Below are 20,206 nucleotides of genomic sequence, written 5' to 3' on the forward strand. Positions count from 1 at the left end.
GGGAAATAAAATGGGGAAGTTATCAAAACGGTTGACCAGTATAGTAACTACAGTTATTTTAACAGCTAGTTTGATTTGTGCTGATATAAAAATAAGTCAAGAAATTAAAGTACAAGCTGCTACAAATGATTATAATTTACCTAGTGAAACAAAAGGAGGATTAATACTTCATGCATGGAACTGGAGTTTTAATACAATAAAAGAAAATTTACCAAAGATTGCAGAGGCAGGATATAAATCTATACAAACATCTCCAATTCAAGGAACAAAAGAAAATTCTATGGGCACAGACCATTGGTGGGTATTATATCAACCAACTAATTTCAAAATTGGAAATGCACAATTAGGTACTAGAGATGAGTTTAAAGCTATGTGTAAAGAAGCTGAAGAAAAATATGGAATAAAAATCATAGTAGATGTTGTTTGTAATCACATGGCAAATACAGGTGAAAATAAATACAAATTTTCTACAGCTATAGAAGATAAGTATGAAGCTAGAGAATTTTGGCATGAATATGACAATCCACATGGAATAGATTATGGAAGTAGGTATAGTATAACTCATGATTGTATGGATTTACCGGACTTAAATACTTCCAACAAAACATTGCAAAATGATATAATTACATTTCTAAATGATGCAATAGATTGTGGTGCTGATGGATTTAGATTTGATGCAGCTAAGCATATAGAATTACCTGATGATCCAGATAAAAGTGATTTTTGGCCAACAATTCTTAGTAATTTAAAGAATAAAGATCAATTATTTATATATGGTGAAATACTAGATACAAATGGTGGTAATTCAAGAACTAGTGCATATTCTAATTATATTAATGTAAATAGTGAAGCTTATTCTCAAAATGTAAGAGCTGCTATTGGGTATAATGATAAACAAGATACAGCAAAAAATATTGGACAAGCATCTTCAAGTAATTATAATACAAATGGTGTTGATAGCAAGAAAATAGTTACTTATACAGAAACTCATGATGATTATGCTGGATTAGGACAACATACAACTAAAATGAGTGATTGGTACAATAAAATGGGATGGGCAATAGTTGCTGCTCGTGATTCAGGAACACCACTATATTTTAATAGACCAGCAAATTCAACTGCTTCAAATCCATTACCAGGTTCAATGGGGAATGCTGGTAATGATATGTGGGAAGATCCTGATGTAGTAGCAGTGAATAAATTCCATAATGCCATGATTGGTGAAAAAGAGTATCTTAGAACATTAAGTAATACTACTATGGTAATAGAACGTGGAACGAAAGGTGCAGTTATAGTAAATCTAGATGGAACAGCAGATATTAATACAGAAACAAATTTAAAAAATGGTACGTATAAAAGTATAGCTTCTGATGGTGGAACTTTTACTGTTTCTAATGGAATACTTACTGGTAAATTAGCTTCTGGAAAGATTGCAGTTATAGGAGAAATATCTGATCCTGTAACAACTCCTACACCAACAATTACTCCAGCATCAGGAACTACTTTTACAGATACATTATCTTTAACATTAGGATATAAAAATGCAACTTCTGGTACTTATGCAATAGATGGTGTAGATCAAGGTTCATTTACTAATGGAAAGGTAATAACAATTGGGAAAAATACATCAGCAGGAAGTACAGTAAAAGTTACTTTAACAGTTACAGATGGTAAAACTTCTAAGAGCGAGACTTATACTTATAAAAAAATAAAACAAGGTGAAAAGGTAACAGCATCTATTATTAAACCTAGTGGATGGAGTAATGTATATGCATACATTTATGATGAAAGTGTAACTCCAACTAAAGAAGTAGCAAAATGGCCAGGAACAAAGATGACAGATATGGGAAATGATAAATATACTATAGAAATCCCTGAGGGATGGAGTAGTGCTAAAGTCATATTTAATGATGGTGGTAGTAATCAGCTTCCTCAGGGAGTAGGAACACCAGGATTTGATATTTCAGATACATCAATGATTTACAAAGATGGAAAATGGCAAACAGATGAATCAGAGCCACCTGTTGATGAACTTGCTGTTACAGCAACACCAGATAAAGCAACGTTTACTACAAATACCTATGAAATAACATTAGGATTAAAGAATGCCACATCTGCAACATATTCTGTTGATGGTGGTAAGAAAAAGTCATTTAAAGACGGAGATAAAATAAAGATAGGACAAGGAAAAGTAGAAAATTCTGAAATTACCGTTGATTTAGAAGCAACTGATGGTAAAGATATAGTTAAGAAAACCTATACTTACACTAAAAATGCACCATCAACTGGTAGTAGTAGTAGTACTAGTGGAGGTAGTGTTGAGGGAGCTATCGGTGGTAAATATGGAACTAATACAACAGGAGTTGGTAAAAATAAGACAATAAAAATTGATGGAGATTTTAGTGATTGGTCTGAAGATATGATTATTGCACAAGGTGTAGCTAACGATGATCCAAGATCATTTAGAGGAACTCATGAAGGACCAGTATATGATGATTATGCATTATATAGCGCTTGGGATAATGACAACCTTTACTTAATGTGGCAATATACAAATGTAACTGATGTTATAGATCCAGCTCAAGGTTATCCAATAAGTGATAATGGTAAACCATACAATGGAGATATACCTCAAATGCTTGCTTTTGATTTAGGAATTGGATCATATGGAGATGGATCATCTAAATCAACTGATGCAAAGACTGGAGCAGTTACTAAAAATCCAAATTTATGGGGAATAAAAGTAAATTATAAAACCAACGTAGATACAGTTATGTGTTTCTCAAGTAAACCAGGAGTAGGTCAACCAGCAATATTTAAAACTGATTCTGATGGATTATTTAATTATAATACAGCAGTAGGTTTTAAGGAGGCAGGAGTATCATTTAAATATGGTGATGGATTCTTAGGTTCAACTATGACAGGTATCAAGGCAAATGGATATGAAGGATATACACCAGATGATGTATATTCTGAGTCTTCTAATTGGACAAATTTTTTAAGTACAAATCATGATAAGAAACAAGATACTATGTATGAAATGGTTATTCCGTTAAGTTCATTAGGGATTACTAAGGATCATATTGAAAACAAAGGTATAGGTGTTATGCATATTTCTACCTTCGGTGAATCAGGTATAGGATCTCTTCCTCATGATAAGTCAATGTTAGATGTAGCTACTAAAGCTTATGAAGCAGATTCATCAACATCTGCGGAAAAATCAGATAGTGATATTATTACTGTACCACTAGCACGTATAGGAAAAGCAGGTGGTGTTACTCCACCTGAACCAAAAGATTTAGCAGTATATACTTTTGGAGCAGATAGATGTTCTCCACAAGTTGAAGGAACTACACTTAATTTAAGCTCCAGTGCACAAGGGGGAACCTCACCATATACTTATAAGTTTGAGATTAATGGAGAAGTACTACAAGACTTTTCAAGTAAGTCAACTTGTAAGTGGACCCCAACAGAAGTTGGAGATTATGTTATGAAAATAACTATTAAAGATGCTGACGGTAAGACAGTTACAAGAGAAGTAGATTATGAAATAGAATCTTCAGGTGATAATGACGAATTAGAAGCTTCGCTATTAGCAAATCCAAGTGATTCACAAACATTAGGAAAATCAACTACATTTACGGCTAAAGCTATTGGTGGTAAAGCTCCATATAAATATAAATTTACTGTGGATGGAACAACTGTTGATTCTGAGGATAATAAATGTGTATGGACAGCAACTAAAGAAGGAACTTATGATATTAAAGTAACTATCACAGATTCTAATGGAGATGTGGCTAATTCAACTATAAATGACTATAAGATAAATAAAGTTATTGGAGATAAGATATCAATAGATAGTTTCACAGTAAGTTCTAAATCTGTAAAGGTAGGAGAAACAGTAAACTTATCAGCAAGTGCATCTGGTGGAAATGGAACAATACAATACAAATTTGTAGCAAAAAAAGATAATAAAGAGACAGTAATAAAAGATTATTCAACTTCTAAGACAGCAACATGGACACCAGCAGCAGCAGGAGAATATGAATTACTTGTTTATGTTAAAGATAGTGATGGCAATAGTGATTCAGATACTGCATCATGTACAGTAGAAGAGAATAATGAAGAAGTAGTTATAACAACAGACAAGGCTTCACCACAAGTAAGTGGAACATCAATAAAAATAACTGCAAAGGCTGATAATGCAAAGGAATATAGATTTTCTATATATGAAAGTAATAGTGGATGGAGTACGTTAAGAGAATATGGAACATCAAATACAGTAACATGGACACCAAAATCATCAGGAAATTATAAAATATGGGTTGATGTGAAGGATTCAAAAGGTAATGTTATTTATGGAAAAATGAATTATGTTGTAAAAGGAAAAACTGTAAGAGTAGAAGAAACAAATACAAATATCAAGTATACAGGAAGTTGGAAGACAGTAAGTGGAGATAAATACAGTGGAAGTACTATAAAGACAACAAGCCAAAGTGGAGCAAAGGCAGAATTTACATTTACAGGAACATCAATAAGCTTAATAGGACCAAAGGATAATACAAGAGGAATAGCAAAAGTAACAATAGATGGAACAGTATATACAGTAGATATGTATAGTAGCACATCACAACCAAGAGTATATATGTTCCAGAAGAAGGGATTATCATCAGGAAAGCATACAATAACCATAGAGTATACAGGGTTATCAATGACAAGTGATGCAAATGCAACAATGGGCTTTGATGGAGTGGATATAATAGATGGAGATATTGTAGAGACTGAAACAAAGCCAATAACAAAGAGAATAGAAGAAGATAATGAAAAGATAAGTTATAGCGGCAAGTGGAATATATTAGAGTATAAAGACTATAGCAAAGGAAAAGCGCTAGGAACAAATATAAAAGGATCAAAAGCAACATTTAAGTTTACAGGAACAGGAATAAGCATAATAGCATCAAAAAAATCTAATAGAGGAATAGCAAAAGTAACAATAGATGGGAAAGTATATAATGTAGACATGTATAGTAATAATTTTGTACCAAGGACATATGTATATTCAGATAAGAACTTATCATCAGGAACACACACAATAACAATAGAGTATACAGGAAGTGCTAATAGTTCAGCAACAGGAAATATTATAAGTATTGATGGTTTTGACATAATTAATGGAGATATAATATAGAATATAGGGAACCTAGGGAACCAGATGAAATATGTCTGGTTCCTTTTAAATTAAAAGGTACATAAAAAAAGGGTATATCATATAATATAAGCGGAGTACTTTAAATTATAAAGGGTTATTTTATGAGTAGAGAAAATTGGTTTAATTTAATGTCTAAGATAACATTTGCATCTACCTGTGAAAGAGTTTTGAAGGATGAAGTAAAAGAAGCAAAGGTAAAATATATTAACTCTGGAATTCAGCAAGTTGAAATAATAAAAAATGATGATAATATAGTACATGCAAAAATAGTGTGGTCTCAAAGTACAAAGTATATAATACGAGGATTTCAAGAAAAAGCAAATAATAATACAGTATATGTTTTAGTTGATTTTAGAAATGAGAATTCCCCGGATTTTTATATATTAAGAACAGAAGATATTGTTCAGATAAAATACGAAAGTAATGAAAAAATTAAGAAAGCTAAAGGAAATATAATTTTATATTTTGATGAAATAAGGAAATATAAAGATAATTGGCATAAAATAACAGAATAAGGATAAATAGAGAGTCTATATTTATAAATAAAATATGGATTCTTTAATTTTTGTGTAAAAATATACATAAAATTAAAGAATATATAAACTTAAATTACAAAAATGATGTAAAATGGATTAAATTACATTATATATATTGAATAGAATTTTTTATAGGAATATAATTAATTTGAAATAGTTATAGTTCTGCGCAGTAACTGTAATCGTTTAATTAATATTGAGAGGGGAAACGGGATGAAGTTTAAGAAATTAACAAGCGTTATTACATCAGTATTATTAATTTCTAGTATGTTTGGTAGTACTGCTATAGGTGCAGAAAGCAATAATGTTAGTAGTACAGAATCAGTATCAAGTGAAAATATACTACAAGTAAATATTGATGAAGATGGAAATTTAACTTATGCTGAACCAGAAACGTCAGCAGAAGATGCAGCATTTAGTTGGGATAATGCTACAGTATATTTTACATTAACAGATAGATTTAATAATGGAGATTCTAGTAATGATCATTCATATGGAAGATCATTAAACCAAGATGGAAGTGTTCAATCAGGATATGAAGAAAACATGGGGACATTTCATGGAGGAGATTTAAAAGGTTTAACTGAAAAGTTGAATGAGGGCTATTTTACTGACTTAGGTGTAAATGCAATATGGATTACAGCACCTTATGAACAAATACATGGATTTACTTTTGGTAATACTAATAATGCACAAGATGGATATGGATTTCCATACTATGCATATCATGGATATTGGGCATTAGATTATACTAATGTAGACGCAAATATGGGGACAGCAGAAGATATGGAAGAATTTGTTGATACAGCACATAGTAAAGGTATTCGTGTTGTTATGGATGTAGTTATGAATCATTTAGGATATATAACTGCTTATGATACTAATGAGTATGGATTTGGTAAAACAGTATCAAATTGGAAAGATTATTACTATGGAGACTTAAGCAATTTAAAAGGTGGAGATTGGGAAGAAGCAAATATATATCAAAATGATTCATCATGGGCAACTAATTGGTATGGTGGAGATTTTGTAAGAATCGCATATCCTTTTGATGGGTATACTGGAAGTAAGTCTGGAGATGACCAAACTAGATGTCTTTATGGACTTCCAGATATAAAAATGGAATCTACTACAGAGATATCTACACCAAATTTCTTAGTGAATAAATGGAAAAAAGAAGGTAGATATGACGAAGAAATTGCAAAGCAAAATGCATTTTTCGAAAAAAGTGGATTGCCAAAGACACCACAAAATTATGTAGTACAATGGTTAACTGATTGGGTTAGAGAATATGGAATAGATGGTTTTAGATGTGATACAGCTAAGCATATTCCAGTATCATCATGGAATGAGTTAAAAACCCAAGCAAAAGTTGCTTTAAAAGAATGGAGAGAAAATAATCCAGATAAGCCAGGAGCAAATTGGGATGAAGAATTCTGGATGACAGGTGAAGATTGGGGACATGGTGTAGGTAAAGATTACTATTATAGTAATGGATTTGATTCAATGATTAACTTTACTTTTCCTAAGAGTGGATATACTACGTCTACCTTAGAAAACGTTTTTAGTAGTTATTCAAGTAAAATAAATAGTGATTCAAGTTTCAATGTATTAAGTTATATCTCTTCACATGATACTGATCTAGGTGGTAGGAGTGATATGATAGGAGCAGGAAATGCATTATTATTAACTCCAGGTGCTGCTCAAATTTTCTATGGAGATGAAACAAATAGACAAAAACAATGGACAGATTTCTGTGCAAATGGATATACTGACCAACCTACTCGTTCAGATATGAACTGGGATTCAATTGATCAAGAAGTATTATCACATTGGCAAAAACTTGGACAATTTAGAAATAAGCATTTATCAATTGGAGCAGGACAACATAAAAAAATAAGTGATTCACCATATACTTTTAGTAGAACATATCAAGGTGAAGATGGTGTTGTTGATAACGTTATCTGTGTTATAGGAGCTAGTGGAAGTACTACTGTAGATGTATCATCTGTGTTTGATGATGGAGATACATTAACAGATTTCTATACAGGAAATAAAGCAGTTGTTACTGATGGAAAAGTGACATTTACAGCTGGAACTAATGGAGTAATCTTAATAGAATCAAACAGTAAGAAACCAGCAGTTAGTGCAAGTCCAGCAGGTGGAGATTATTACAAAGAAGTTTCAGAAGGTTTAGAAGTAAAACTTACTGTGGGTAATGTCGATACAGCAACTTATAGCATTAATGGTGGAGAAGAAGTAAGTTATAAGAATGGAGATAAAATTGTTATCGGAGAAGGAGAAGACTTTGGTACTAAAACAACTATTACAATAAAAGCTTCTAATGATGATGGATCAGTAGAAAAGTCTTATACTTATAATAAGAGAGATCCAAAGGAAAAGTTTGTTAAAGTTCACTTTAAGAATGATGGATGGACAAATCCTAATGTTTATATTTATAAAAATGATGAGACTACAGTAACTCAACTTACAGGTGCATGGCCAGGTACAGCTATGACAGCAGAAACAGGAGATAATGAAGGATGGTATAGCTATGAACTTCAAGGTGAATTAGGAGTAAATGTTATATTTAATTCTGGATCAATGCAAATACCTGGTTCTGGAGAAGAAGGATTCGATGCATCATATGAGATGTGGTATGTAAATGGATCATTAACTAGTGTATGTCCAGATGATTATTATAAGGAAGATGACGATACATTATCAGTAAAAGCAAGTCCAGATGGAGGAGATTATAAAGCAGCAGTAGAAGATGGATTGGAAGTAGAGCTTTCTGCTAAGAATGCAGAAAAAGCAACTTATAGTATTAATGGAGAAGAAGAAGTAGAATATACAGATGGAGATAAGATAATTATCGGAGAAGGAGCAGAGTTTGGGGAAGAAACAGTAGTAGTATTAACAGCAGTAAATGGAAAGGAAACAGTTACAAAAACATTAACTTATACAAAACAAGAGCCCGTAACTGAATTTGTTAAAGTTCACTTTAAGAATTCAGGATGGACAAATCCTAATATTTATATGTACACAGGAGATGGAGATTCAGCAGTACAATTAACAGGAGTTTGGCCAGGAACAGCAATGGTAGCAGAAACTGAAGACAATGAAGGTTGGTACAGTTATACCTTGGAAGGATTAGCTTCAGCGAAGGTAATCTTCAATTCAGGATCTAATCAAATTCCAGGATCAGGACAATCTGGTTTTGATGCAAGTAATGAAGTATGGTACGTTGATGGAGCTTTAACAAGTACATGTCCAGATGATTATTATCTTGAAGGAGAATATAAAACTCCAACAGTATCATCAGATAAAGAAAGTTGCACTTATGAGGCAGAACAATCAGAAGGCTTAGAATTAGAATTATCAGTAGCTAATGCTGAAAAATCAACTTATAGTATTAATGGAGGAGAAGCAGTAGAATTTACTGATGGTGAAAAAATAACAATAGGAAAAGAAGATGCTGATGGTGCTGTAACAACAGTTACATTAGTTGCAATTAATGGTGACAAAACAGTAACACAAACATATACTTATACAAAATCTATTCCAGTAGAAAAAATATTAAAGGTTCATTTTAAGAAGGATGGATGGACAAATCCTAATGTATATATATATACAGGAGATGGAGATTCAGCAGTAAAATTAGCAGGAGATTGGCCTGGAACAGCAATGGTAGCAGAAACTGGAGATAATGAGGGCTGGTATAGTTATGAAGTTGATGGCGTAGACTCCGCTAAGGTTATATTTAACTATGGATCAGTACAAACACCAGGTTCAGGAGAATCAGGATTCCAATTAACAGGAGAAATGTGGTATGTTGATGGAGCATTAACTTCAGAGTGTCCAGAGGATTATATAGAAGATGATGAATTAAAAGTTTCTACAAATGTAGAAAGTGGAGAATATGCAGCAGAAACAGAAGAAGGATTAGAAGTAGAATTATCTTGTAAAAATGCTGAAAATGCAAAATATTCTATAGATGGTGGTGAGGCTATAGAATACAAAGATGGTGATACTATAGTTATAGGTGAAGGTGTAGAAGTTGGAACAGTAACAACATTAGTATTAACAGCAGAAAATGGAGAAGAATCAGTAACAAAAACATATTCTTATACAAAGACAGAACCAGTAGAAGATTTTATAGAAGTTCACTTCAAAAAAGATGGTTGGACAAACCCATATATTTATATTTATACAGAAGACAGTGATGGTGTAATCGAATATGTTGGTAAATGGCCAGGAACAGCAATGGTAGCAGAAGACGGTGATAATGAAGGTTGGTATACTTATAAAATTGAAGGTTTATCTAATGCAAAAGTAATATTTAGCTCAGGATCAATGCAAACACCAACATCAGGAGCAGCAGGATATGATGCTTCAGGAGAAATGTGGTATGTTGATGGTCAACTAGTATCTACTACTCCTAGTGATTATATAAACTAAATAGAAGTATAAAAGAGGACTATTGCATAAAAGGGATGATATGCAATAGTCTTTTTTGAATGTTGTTTTATAGAGGGATAATGAAAGTTGCATTTTCATGTAGATTAATACATATTTTATCTACAATTTAAGATAATATTAATGAGGTGATAAATATGAAAAAATTATTATACATATCAGTAAATTCCAAACCGGAGGAATTATCAGCAAGTAAGACTGTAGCTAGAGCATTTATAAACGAATTTGTAAATAGATATCCAGAATTTGAAGTAAAAGAATTAGATTTATATAAGGAACATATACCAAGATTAGAATATAAGTATTTTGAAAAAAGAAGTTGCCTTGTATCAGAAGAAGCTTTTAATAAATTAAGTAAAGAAGATCAAGAAGAAGTACATAAGATAGTTAGGCTTTGTGATGAGTTTAAAGAAGCTGATGTATATGTTATTGCGGCACCAATGTGGAGTTTATCTTTTCCAGCGCCTCTAAAGGAATATTTAGATTGTATTATTCAAGATGGAAAAACAATACAGATATCTGAAGATAAAATGGATGGATTACTAGATGATAAAGTAAGAGGAATGCTTTATATACAATCATCAGGAGCGAAAATTCCTTGGGGATTAGGAATGATATTAAATAAAGGTATTCATTATGTAGAAAGTACAGTAAAAGCAATGGGAATAAAAAGATTTAAAGAATTACTAGTAGATGGTACAGGAACTACTGAAGAAGAAAAACAAGAGGCTATAGATAGAGCATTAGAAAAAATAGATGATTCTATATATGATATTTGGAGAGCAGATTAAATTAACTTATCCTGAATAAGCAATATTAATTATGGTAGAATTATAATAAGATATTGTATTTAGGAGGATAACTTTGAATAAATTTGAGATATTAGAAAAGTATTATGGGTATAGAGAATTTAGAAAAGGGCAAGAGGAAGTAATAGATTCAATTTTACAAGGGAAAGATGTATTAGCAATTATGCCTACTGGGGGAGGAAAATCTATTTGTTATCAAGTTCCAGCACTTATTCTTAATGGATTAACAATAGTGATTTCTCCACTTATTTCTCTTATGAAAGATCAAGTAGATACTATTAAGGAAATTGGAATTGAAGCGGCATATATAAATTCATCATTGTCTTCTAGAGAATTTAATGAAATAATTGAAGGAATAAGAGAAGATAAATATAAAATAATATATATAGCACCAGAAAGGTTAGAATCATATGAATTTTTTGCAATAATTGCAGAGAAAGATATCTCGCAAATAGCAATTGATGAGGCACATTGTGTATCGCAATGGGGACATGATTTTAGGTCAAGTTATAGGAGAATTGGGAGTTTTATAGATAGGCTTTATAAGAGACCTATAATAACAGCTTTTACTGCTACCGCATCTGAAGAAGTACGACAAGATATAGTAAATTTACTGAAACTTAATAGTCCGAAGATTTTTATAACAGGTTTTGATCGAGAAAATTTAAGTATAGACATAATAAAAGGTGGTAACAAAAAAGAATACATATTAAAATATATAGAGAAAAATAGAAACCAATGTGGAATAATATATGCATCTACAAGAAAAGAAGTAGATAATTTATATGAAATGTTACAAAATAAAGGATATTCTGTAGGAAGATATCATGCAGGATTAGGTGATGAAGAAAGACGGAGTAATCAAGAAGATTTTATATATGATAGAGTAAGCTTAATGATTGCTACTAACGCTTTTGGTATGGGAATTGACAAGCCTAATATAAGATATGTAATACATTATAGCATTCCTAAAAATATTGAAGGATATTATCAAGAGATTGGTAGAGCAGGAAGAGATGGTGAAAAGAGTCAATGTATATTGTTATTCTCTCCATCAGATATACATACACAAAAGTATCTTATTGATGTAGGAATAGAAAATGAAGAAAGAAAAGTAATTCAATATAAGAAGTTGCAACAGATGATAGACCTTATTTATAGCAATGATTGTTATAGAAAAGGAATATTGAATTATTTTGGTGAAGAATACAATAAGGAATGCGGTAATTGTAGTAATTGTTTAAGCGAAGGAGAAATTGTTGATAAAACTATTGATGCTCAAAAAGTATTATCTTGTATATATAGGATGAAAAGAGGCTTTGGAACCAAGATGATTGTAGATGTTCTTAGAGGTTCTAAGAATAAAAGAGTATTAGATTTAGGATTTGATAAGTTATCTACTTATGGAATTATGAAAGATTATACTGGAGAAAAACTAAAAGAATTTATAAATACATTAGTATCTCATGGATTTATAGATCTTATAGAAGGGGATTATCCTGTAGTAAGATTAAACGATAAGTCTATCCTTGTATTAAAAGGAAAAGAGGAAGTAAGATTTAAGGAATACGTTGTTGATAAGAAGATTATTGAAGATAATGAATTAGTGATGATACTTAAAGAATTAAGATTAGAAATAGCTAGAGAAGAGGGAGTACCTCCATATATTATATTTGGAGATATTACTCTTAGAGAAATGAGCAGCGTATATCCAAGAACTAAAGAAGAATTCCTTGCTATATCTGGTATAGGTGAAAAGAAATATGATAAATATGGTGAGAGATTTTCAGAAGTTATAAAGAGATATGTAGAAGATAATAATATAAATATTATAGTAAATAATGAAGATGATGAGATAATTGAGGTTAGTACTGATAAAGAATTATTAAATAGATTATTAGAAGTTAGAAAAAGCTTTGCTTTAAAAGAAAATACTTTAGATAGAAGTATAATCAGTATACAAAGTTTGAAAGAAATTAGCGGAAGATACCCAATAACCGTTGATGAATTTAAAGATATTTCTGGAGTAGGACCTAAAAAGGTTAAAGAATATGGAGAATTTTTTGTAGAAGCAGTTAAATCTTATGTTGAAGAAAAAAATATTAAGAGAAATTGGATTGAAAAGAAGCATAGAAAAGTTATTATAGACGGTGATGGTAGAAATAATGAAGAGAAATCTATAGATATGGTGAAAGAAGGAATATATTTAAAAGATATTTCCGAGGAAATAGAAGTATCAATTTCTACAATTTTAGGGTACATTACTGATTATATTAAAGAGTATGGTGAAAATCCATTAAAAGAAGATATAAGTAATTTATATACAGAAGATGAAGAGAGGTTAATCATCAATGAATTAAAAAGTACGTCATCTAATAAGATAAGTGAATTGAAAAAGAAGTTACCGGATTATATTAAATATGAATCTATAAGAGCAGTAATAATAAAAAATAACTATATATAAAAAAATGCTATTGCAATTATCTTTGCAATAGCATTTTTTATGGTTCATACTCTTCGTAAAGTTCATAATTATTTTTCGATAATTTAAATAAATCATAAGTTATTGGTAGTATAGTAATTGTAGAAATAAGGTTACCAAAAATTATACATGATACAAACATATAATTATTAAACAAAAGAGATATAAAGAAAAAAATCAATAATTTACATATACTTTGAAATTTAAATTTTTTTCTTTGTTTTGTATTACATAAAGGGTTACTTTCAGTATCGGCAGGGGCATACATATATGTTAAGAGAATTAAAACTATATAGGAGATAATGATCATGTAAATATCAAAATGAAGAAATTTACATATTAATGCAGATCCTATAAATGATATAAATGAGACTACAGTACAGAATAGGGATCCTTTAAGATGAAGTCCAAAGTTGCTTAGTCTCATAATTGCAAATGAGAAAATTATTATAAAAAATTCTAACATAACATCAAAGAAGTAGGCTCCTATTAATAAAATAATTAATTTTGTAATATTTATAAAAAATACTAAAATACCATAAGATAATTTTTCAGTATCCATAGATCCATCATCTAATGTATCAATTATCTTAGATGATATTTTATCAGCAATCTTTTCATATGTAATCATATTAGTTTCCTTTCTTGAAAAATAAATTTATGTAGAGAATTATGTATAATTTTATTCTCTACATAAATATACTTAAATAAAATTACTTACGAACTAGTTTTTTGTTATTGAAATTCTTTGGTTCGTAAAAGAAAACCCAGAAGCAACCGAAACCAGATTGTTCAGCCACCTTGTTAGAAATTTTAGATACTCCTTTAGCAATGTCTTTTTTTACAGTATTTTTATTCATGTTCATAACAATACCTCCTAAGTATATTTAAAATTAGGATAATATGTAAAAAATATCCTTATATATATATTACCATATATTCAAAAAAATGCAATAAATTATTAAAAAAATATAACAATTTTATAAAAATAACAAATAATTATATTTTATGATTACATATCGTATATTTATAAATAGGAGGTGTAGTTATGAGTTATTTAATTTTATCTATATTGATAGGTGGTATTGCTCTTGGATTTGCTTTATTGCTTTATTTCGATATTATAAAAAAGAATGTCGGAAGTGAAAAAATGAAAGAAATTTCAAAGAATATTGAAGATGGAGCTATGACATTTCTATTTAGAGAATATAAATTTATTTTGATATTTGTATTGGTAGTAGCAATAATTATAGCTATAGCAATACATTATAAAACGGCAGTAGCTTTTGTTTTAGGAGCATTTTTTTCAATTATGGCGGGATTTTGTGGAATGAGAGTAGCAGTGAAAGCTAATGTAAGAACAACTGAAGCTGCTAGAAAAGGAATAAAAGAAGCCTTAACTATTGCATTTTCTGGTGGATCAGTAATGGGCATGGCTGTAGTAGGATTTGGAATTATTGGATTAGCAGCATTGATGATAATATTTAATTTAGATACAGAGTATATTACTGGATTTGGTTTAGGTGCATCATCTATAGCCTTATTTGCTCGTGTAGGAGGAGGAATATATACTAAAGCCGCTGATGTTGGTGCTGATTTAGTAGGGAAAGTAGAAGTTGGAATTCCAGAAGATGATCCTAGAAATCCTGCCGTTATAGCTGATAATGTTGGAGATAATGTTGGAGATGTTGCAGGAATGGGAGCAGATTTATTTGAATCATATGTAGGGTCTATAATTTCTGCAATAACTTTAGGTGCATTTGTTAATGTATCATCAGGCAATGAAACCAGTATATTTCCAATGATAGTTGCTGCATTTGGAATACTATCATCTATAATAGGTGTAGTAATCATCAGAACTATAAAGGGTAATAACCCTCAAAAGATTTTGAATACAGGAACATATATAGCTGGTATATTAATGATAGTTTCTACAGCTATATTTTCTACTGTAATCTTTGGGAGTCTTAAATTTTTTGTACCAGTTCTTGCCGGAATAATTATAGGAATATTGATAGGAAAGATAACAGAGGTGTATACTTCCGCAGAGCATAAAAGTGTTAAAGAGATTGCAAGAGAATCTCAATCTGGTCCGGGAACTAATATAATTTCTGGGTTGGCAGTAGGAATGAAATCAACAGTAATTCCTATAATATTAATATCTATAGGAATCCTTATTTCATATTATGTTTGTGGAGGAAATTCTGATAGTTCACAAGGTTTATATGGTATAGCATTATCAGCAGTGGGAATGTTAGCTACTACAGGAATTACAGTAGCTGTAGATGCTTATGGGCCAGTAGCGGATAATGCAGGGGGAATAGCTGAGATGGCATCTTTACCTAAAGAAGTAAGAGAAGTAACTGATAAATTAGATTCAGTAGGTAATACAACAGCGGCTATAGGAAAAGGATTTGCTATAGGATCAGCAGCATTGACAGCTTTAGCACTTTTAGCCTCTTATGCACAAGTAGTTCAATTAAAAAGTATAGATTTATTAGATCCTCTTACATTAACAGGAATATTAGTAGGTGCTATGATACCGTATCTTTTTGGAGCATTGACAATGCAAGCGGTAGGGCGTGCTGCTAATAAAATGGTAGAAGAAGTGAGAAGACAATTTAAGGAGAATAAACAGATACTCGAGGGAAAATCTAAACCAGATTATAAAAGATGTATAGATATATCCACAGAAGCTTCTTTAAAGGAAATGATTGTGCCAGGGATATTAGCTGTAGTTATACCAGTATTCATAGGTATGTTTTTTGGAAAAGAGGCACTAGCAGGTATGATAACAGGAGCATTAGTATCAGGAGTTTTAAATGCTATTATGATGTCAAATGCAGGGGGAGCTTGGGATAATGCTAAAAAAGCTATTGAAGGTGGAATTTATGGAGGAAGTGGAAGCGAGAGCCATAAAGCTGCAGTAGTGGGGGATACAGTAGGAGATCCGTTTAAAGATACATCAGGGCCATCAATGAATATACTAATTAAGCTTATGACTATAGTTTCAGTGGTTTTTGCAACGTTAATATCATCTCATGGAGGTATTTTAGTAGATTTATTTTTTAAGTAATAAAATAAATATGGAGCTGTTGCATGAAGAGTGTGGCAGCTTTTTTTATAAAGTTTGATAGAGTAAAAGCGAGGCATAGGTATATGACATGGATACCTTACTTGTGCCCTGTGCCTTCTAACCTATACCTTATTATTAAGGATAAACTTCTGTTTTTTTTTCTATTTTATTTAATTAAAAGAAGAAAAATGTTGAAAAATGTGATAAAATTTATTTAGGGAGATAAAAATTATCACATTTTAGGGGGAATAAACATGTATACAGTGTTACATATTGAGCAAAGTGAATTTTTTTGTAAAGCAGCTAAAGAAATATTAGAATCAAATAACTATCAATATATATATACTAATAATTTTAATGATGCAATTGGATTAATAGATGAATTTGATGTTGATCTTATAGTTACATCTTTATACGCTGAGGGATGTACTGTAGAAGATTTTGTAGGTACAGTTAAAGAAAAGTATCCAGAGAAACCTATTTTTGTAGTTACAGGAGATTCTATGGGAGAGGAAAGAAAGAAATTAATAGACTTAGGAATAAGAGAATATATATTTAAAGAAGAGTTTAAAGAGGAATTTATAAAATATGTAGATATGGCATTTGCAGAAGATCAATATGCGAAAGATTTACAAGAGGCACGAATTGCAGTAGTAGAGGATAGCCATCTTGAAATGCTTTTTGCTAAAGATATATTATGCAAATATAATCTTAAAAATATAGATTATTTTAAAACTGGTACTGAATTGATAAAGAAAAATAAGAAGTATGATATTTATTTAATAGATATAGTATTAAAAGATGAATTTGGTAAAGACGTAATAAGAAAGTTAAGAAGAGATAATATAGATTCTACTATAATAGCAGTAACAGGATTACATAATCCGAAGGTACAAGCAGAAATTTTAGATTCTGGAGCTAATGATATTATAGTTAAACCGTTAGAAGAAGATTTGTTTATTGCAAAACTTAAATCATATATAAGATTTTATACTTTGAATAAGAAATTAAAATCTGCAGAAGAATAAATGAATTGATAATTCACAAATAAAGAGGACTATCGCAATAAGAATGAAAATTCGTCAGCGATAGTTCTTTTTAATTTACAATTTACGATTCACAATTATCAATTATAGTTAAAGTGCATATTAGTATCTGTTATAGGTAAGTAGTGGTGAAGGATGTCACAATTTTTGTTGCTGTTCGCAGTACTATAATATTTTCCTCTCAGGGGAAAATTAATATTAATTGTGAATTGCGTTTTGTGAAATGTGAATTCAAAGAGGGGTATTGTGTATTACACAATAGTATGATATTCTTTATATATAAACTATTATGTAATACATAGTATCAATCTACTATGTATTACGTAGTAGTTGTTGAAGGAGGTACAACAGTGAGTACACAATTAAGAAAAGGTGTAATAGAGATATGTGTTTTAACAATGATAAATCATAAAGACATGTATGGATATGAAGTAGTAGAAGCGATATCAAAAGTAATGGATATTAAAGAAAGTACAATATATCCACTCCTTAGAAGACTTACTGCTGAATCAAATTTTGAAACTTATATTGTAAAGTCAGAAGAGGGACCAGATAGAAAGTATTACAAAATAACAGCAGAAGGAAAAGAAAAGTTAAAGACTTTAGTTGATGAGTGGGACAAATTTGTTGATGATGTTAATTCTATTTTAGAGGTATATAGGAAGGAGAAAATGTATGAATAAAGAAGAATTTTTAGATATATTAAAAGATTATTTAAAAGGACATTTTAGTGCTTTAGAAATAGATGATATATTAAGAGATTATGAGGAGTTTTTTATAAATGGTAAATTAGAAGGTAAAAGCGAAGAAGAGGTGGCAAAGGGATTAGGATCACCAAAGCAAGTTGCAACTGAGCTTATAAGAGAAATGAAGGGAAGCTTTGGAGAAGAAAATTATGCTAAGGAAAATGTAGATACTATAAAAAAGAATGTTTTTAGATTATTTAATAAAGCTAGAAACAAGTCAAAGGAATTTTTAAATTCTGATGCTATTGTAAAAGGTGAGATATCTTCTTTTGCTGTTAAGTTAATAATATTGTTTATTACATTAATATTAGCAATTCCAGTAGGCACAATTATTGTTACACTTATGACAATGGGAATAGGAGCTATAGTAGCAACTATCGTTAATGTATTAGTATATATGGCAGCTGTAACTACATTTTCTGTAAAAACATCTATAGCAGTAACGATATTCTTTGGAGGTCTTATATATACTGGCATACTAATAATCGGATGGACTCTATATATAAAGATTGTTTCTTTTATGATCCTATTTATTAGAAAATATATAGGGTGGATTAAAACGAAGTTGATGTATGTAAGAGCTAAGAATAATTATGAAATTAATGGTGGGGTGAAAGAAGATGAGTAAATCTAAGGTTGCAGTAATTGTTGGAATTATTCTTATATCAGTTGGAATAATAGGAGTCATACCTAGTGGAATATATATGACGAGAGATGTATTGTTAGATGTAAGTAATGCTAGAAATGAAAAAATGTCTTCCGAAAATTATATTGCTATAGGAGAAGAGGAGAAAGTAATAGAAAATCTTAAAATTGTTTCAAAAAATGAGATTTCTCAATCATTAAACATAGTAATAAAAAAATCTACAGATAATACTTTTTCAATTAGAAAGTATAAAGGTTTTTTTGATGATATAGATGTGACTTATCAATATGATGAAAGCAGTAAGACAATTATAGTAGACACAAATAGGAAAAGAGATAGTTTTAATTTCGACAGAGTGAAAGATGGATTACTAAAAAATTTTTATGACGAAGCAATATCAGCTTTGGCAAATGGAAGAAGTATAGATAGTAACTATATTGAGGTCTATGTACCAAGTAGAGTTAATATTGATATAGATAGAAATGGATATACTTCATTAACGGTGAGAGATGAAGAGGTATTAGGAGATAATTTAAATTATAATATTTCATTTGGAGAGATATCCCTGCCAGAATTTAATCAATGTAAAAATATAAATATTAATAGTAGTAATCATGTAGAATTGGATGTAAGAGAATTTATAAATGCAGAAAAAATAAATATCGTAGGAAATTATGTAGATATAGATTCTGAAGGTAAATCCTTAGAATATGCAAAAATCGATAAGTTACCAGAAGAAATAAATATTATAGCAGGTTATCTTGAAATTAATTCCTACATTCCATTAGCAAATAAGATGATTTTAGATGTTGATAGAGAATTATATTTTGATATGCCTTTTAGTGAATATAGTGTTTATGGTGATATAACTTCTAAATCAGATAATTTACAGCTTATAAATGTTAATGGAAGAGTTGAAAATGGAGTATTTAAGGGGGAATTATCTAATGGAGAAAAGGGGAACGTTGAAGTTATAATAAAATCTTGTGACTATGGAGAAATTGAAAATGTATCAAAGTCAAGTTTAGAATTAGATATAGAATAAACAATTGTGAAAATCTCTAAATTACCGATGTTAAATTTGTAAATAGAGATTTTCTTTTTTTTACTTAGAAATTATTTATATAATTTTGTGAATAAATGAGTTATAATATTCACAGACGAAAAAACGAAAGCC

At 30.3% G+C, this 20,206-nt stretch carries 12 protein-coding genes; 10 read left to right on the plus strand and 2 right to left on the minus strand.

Annotated elements, in window-relative coordinates:
• The first annotated feature begins 10 nt into the window (after positions 1-10).
• From CM240_RS16720 to recQ, 5 genes are all read left to right on the plus strand, one after another.
• Positions 11-5,188, plus strand: coding sequence for a starch-binding protein (locus CM240_RS16720; RefSeq protein WP_051483672.1), 5,178 nt, complete (start codon positions 11-13; stop codon positions 5,186-5,188).
• Positions 5,189-5,310: 122 nt separating this feature from the next.
• Positions 5,311-5,724, plus strand: a complete 414-nt coding sequence (locus tag CM240_RS03905; RefSeq protein ID WP_044036645.1) for a hypothetical protein — start codon at positions 5,311-5,313, stop codon at positions 5,722-5,724.
• Positions 5,725-5,958: 234 nt separating this feature from the next.
• Positions 5,959-10,206 carry a starch-binding protein gene (locus CM240_RS03910; protein WP_051483673.1) on the plus strand — a complete coding sequence of 1,416 codons (4,248 nt, stop codon included), beginning with the start codon at positions 5,959-5,961 and terminating at the stop codon, positions 10,204-10,206.
• A gap of 155 nt (positions 10,207-10,361) precedes the next feature.
• On the plus strand, positions 10,362-11,015 hold the full coding sequence (locus CM240_RS03915; protein ID WP_044036647.1) for an FMN-dependent NADH-azoreductase: 654 nt from the start codon (positions 10,362-10,364) through the stop codon (positions 11,013-11,015).
• 67 nt (positions 11,016-11,082) lie between these two features.
• The gene (gene recQ, locus CM240_RS03920; RefSeq protein ID WP_044036648.1) at positions 11,083-13,497 is read left to right on the plus strand and encodes a DNA helicase RecQ; all 2,415 of its coding nucleotides are present in this window, start codon (positions 11,083-11,085) and stop codon (positions 13,495-13,497) included.
• Positions 13,498-13,534: 37 nt separating this feature from the next.
• Here recQ and CM240_RS16725 read toward each other — a convergent pair whose 3' ends face one another.
• Both CM240_RS16725 and CM240_RS17200 read right to left on the minus strand, forming a co-directional pair.
• On the minus strand, positions 13,535-14,146 hold the full coding sequence (locus tag CM240_RS16725; protein WP_051483674.1) for an accessory gene regulator B family protein: 612 nt from the start codon (positions 14,144-14,146) through the stop codon (positions 13,535-13,537).
• Between the two features lie 82 nt (positions 14,147-14,228).
• On the minus strand, positions 14,229-14,381 hold the full coding sequence (locus CM240_RS17200) for an AgrD family cyclic lactone autoinducer peptide (protein WP_084485368.1): 153 nt from the start codon (positions 14,379-14,381) through the stop codon (positions 14,229-14,231).
• Between the two features lie 182 nt (positions 14,382-14,563).
• On the opposite strand from CM240_RS17200, the gene CM240_RS03930 reads away from it, so the two are divergent.
• The 5 genes from CM240_RS03930 to CM240_RS03955 all read left to right on the plus strand — a co-directional run bounded on the left by CM240_RS03930 (position 14,564) and on the right by CM240_RS03955 (position 20,074).
• Positions 14,564-16,591, plus strand: coding sequence for a sodium-translocating pyrophosphatase (locus tag CM240_RS03930; RefSeq protein ID WP_044036649.1), 2,028 nt, complete (start codon positions 14,564-14,566; stop codon positions 16,589-16,591).
• Between the two features lie 254 nt (positions 16,592-16,845).
• Positions 16,846-17,619 (plus strand): response regulator, encoded by a 774-nt coding sequence (locus tag CM240_RS03940; protein ID WP_044036653.1) that lies wholly within the window; start codon positions 16,846-16,848, stop codon positions 17,617-17,619.
• 368 nt (positions 17,620-17,987) lie between these two features.
• Positions 17,988-18,320, plus strand: a complete 333-nt coding sequence (locus CM240_RS03945; protein WP_044036655.1) for a PadR family transcriptional regulator — start codon at positions 17,988-17,990, stop codon at positions 18,318-18,320.
• Positions 18,313-19,011, plus strand: a complete 699-nt coding sequence (locus CM240_RS03950) for a DUF1700 domain-containing protein (protein ID WP_044036656.1) — start codon at positions 18,313-18,315, stop codon at positions 19,009-19,011. The genes CM240_RS03945 and CM240_RS03950 overlap by 8 nt, the downstream gene beginning before the upstream one ends.
• Complete coding sequence (locus CM240_RS03955; RefSeq protein WP_044036658.1) at positions 19,004-20,074, plus strand: hypothetical protein; 1,071 nt, start codon at positions 19,004-19,006, stop codon at positions 20,072-20,074. Before CM240_RS03950 ends, CM240_RS03955 begins: the two co-directional genes overlap by 8 nt.
• Positions 20,075-20,206: the final 132 nt, after the last annotated feature.

Origin of the sequence: Clostridium bornimense, from assembly GCF_000577895.1 — a bacterium.
Taxonomy (GTDB): Bacteria; Bacillota; Clostridia; order Clostridiales; family Clostridiaceae; genus Clostridium_AN; species Clostridium_AN bornimense.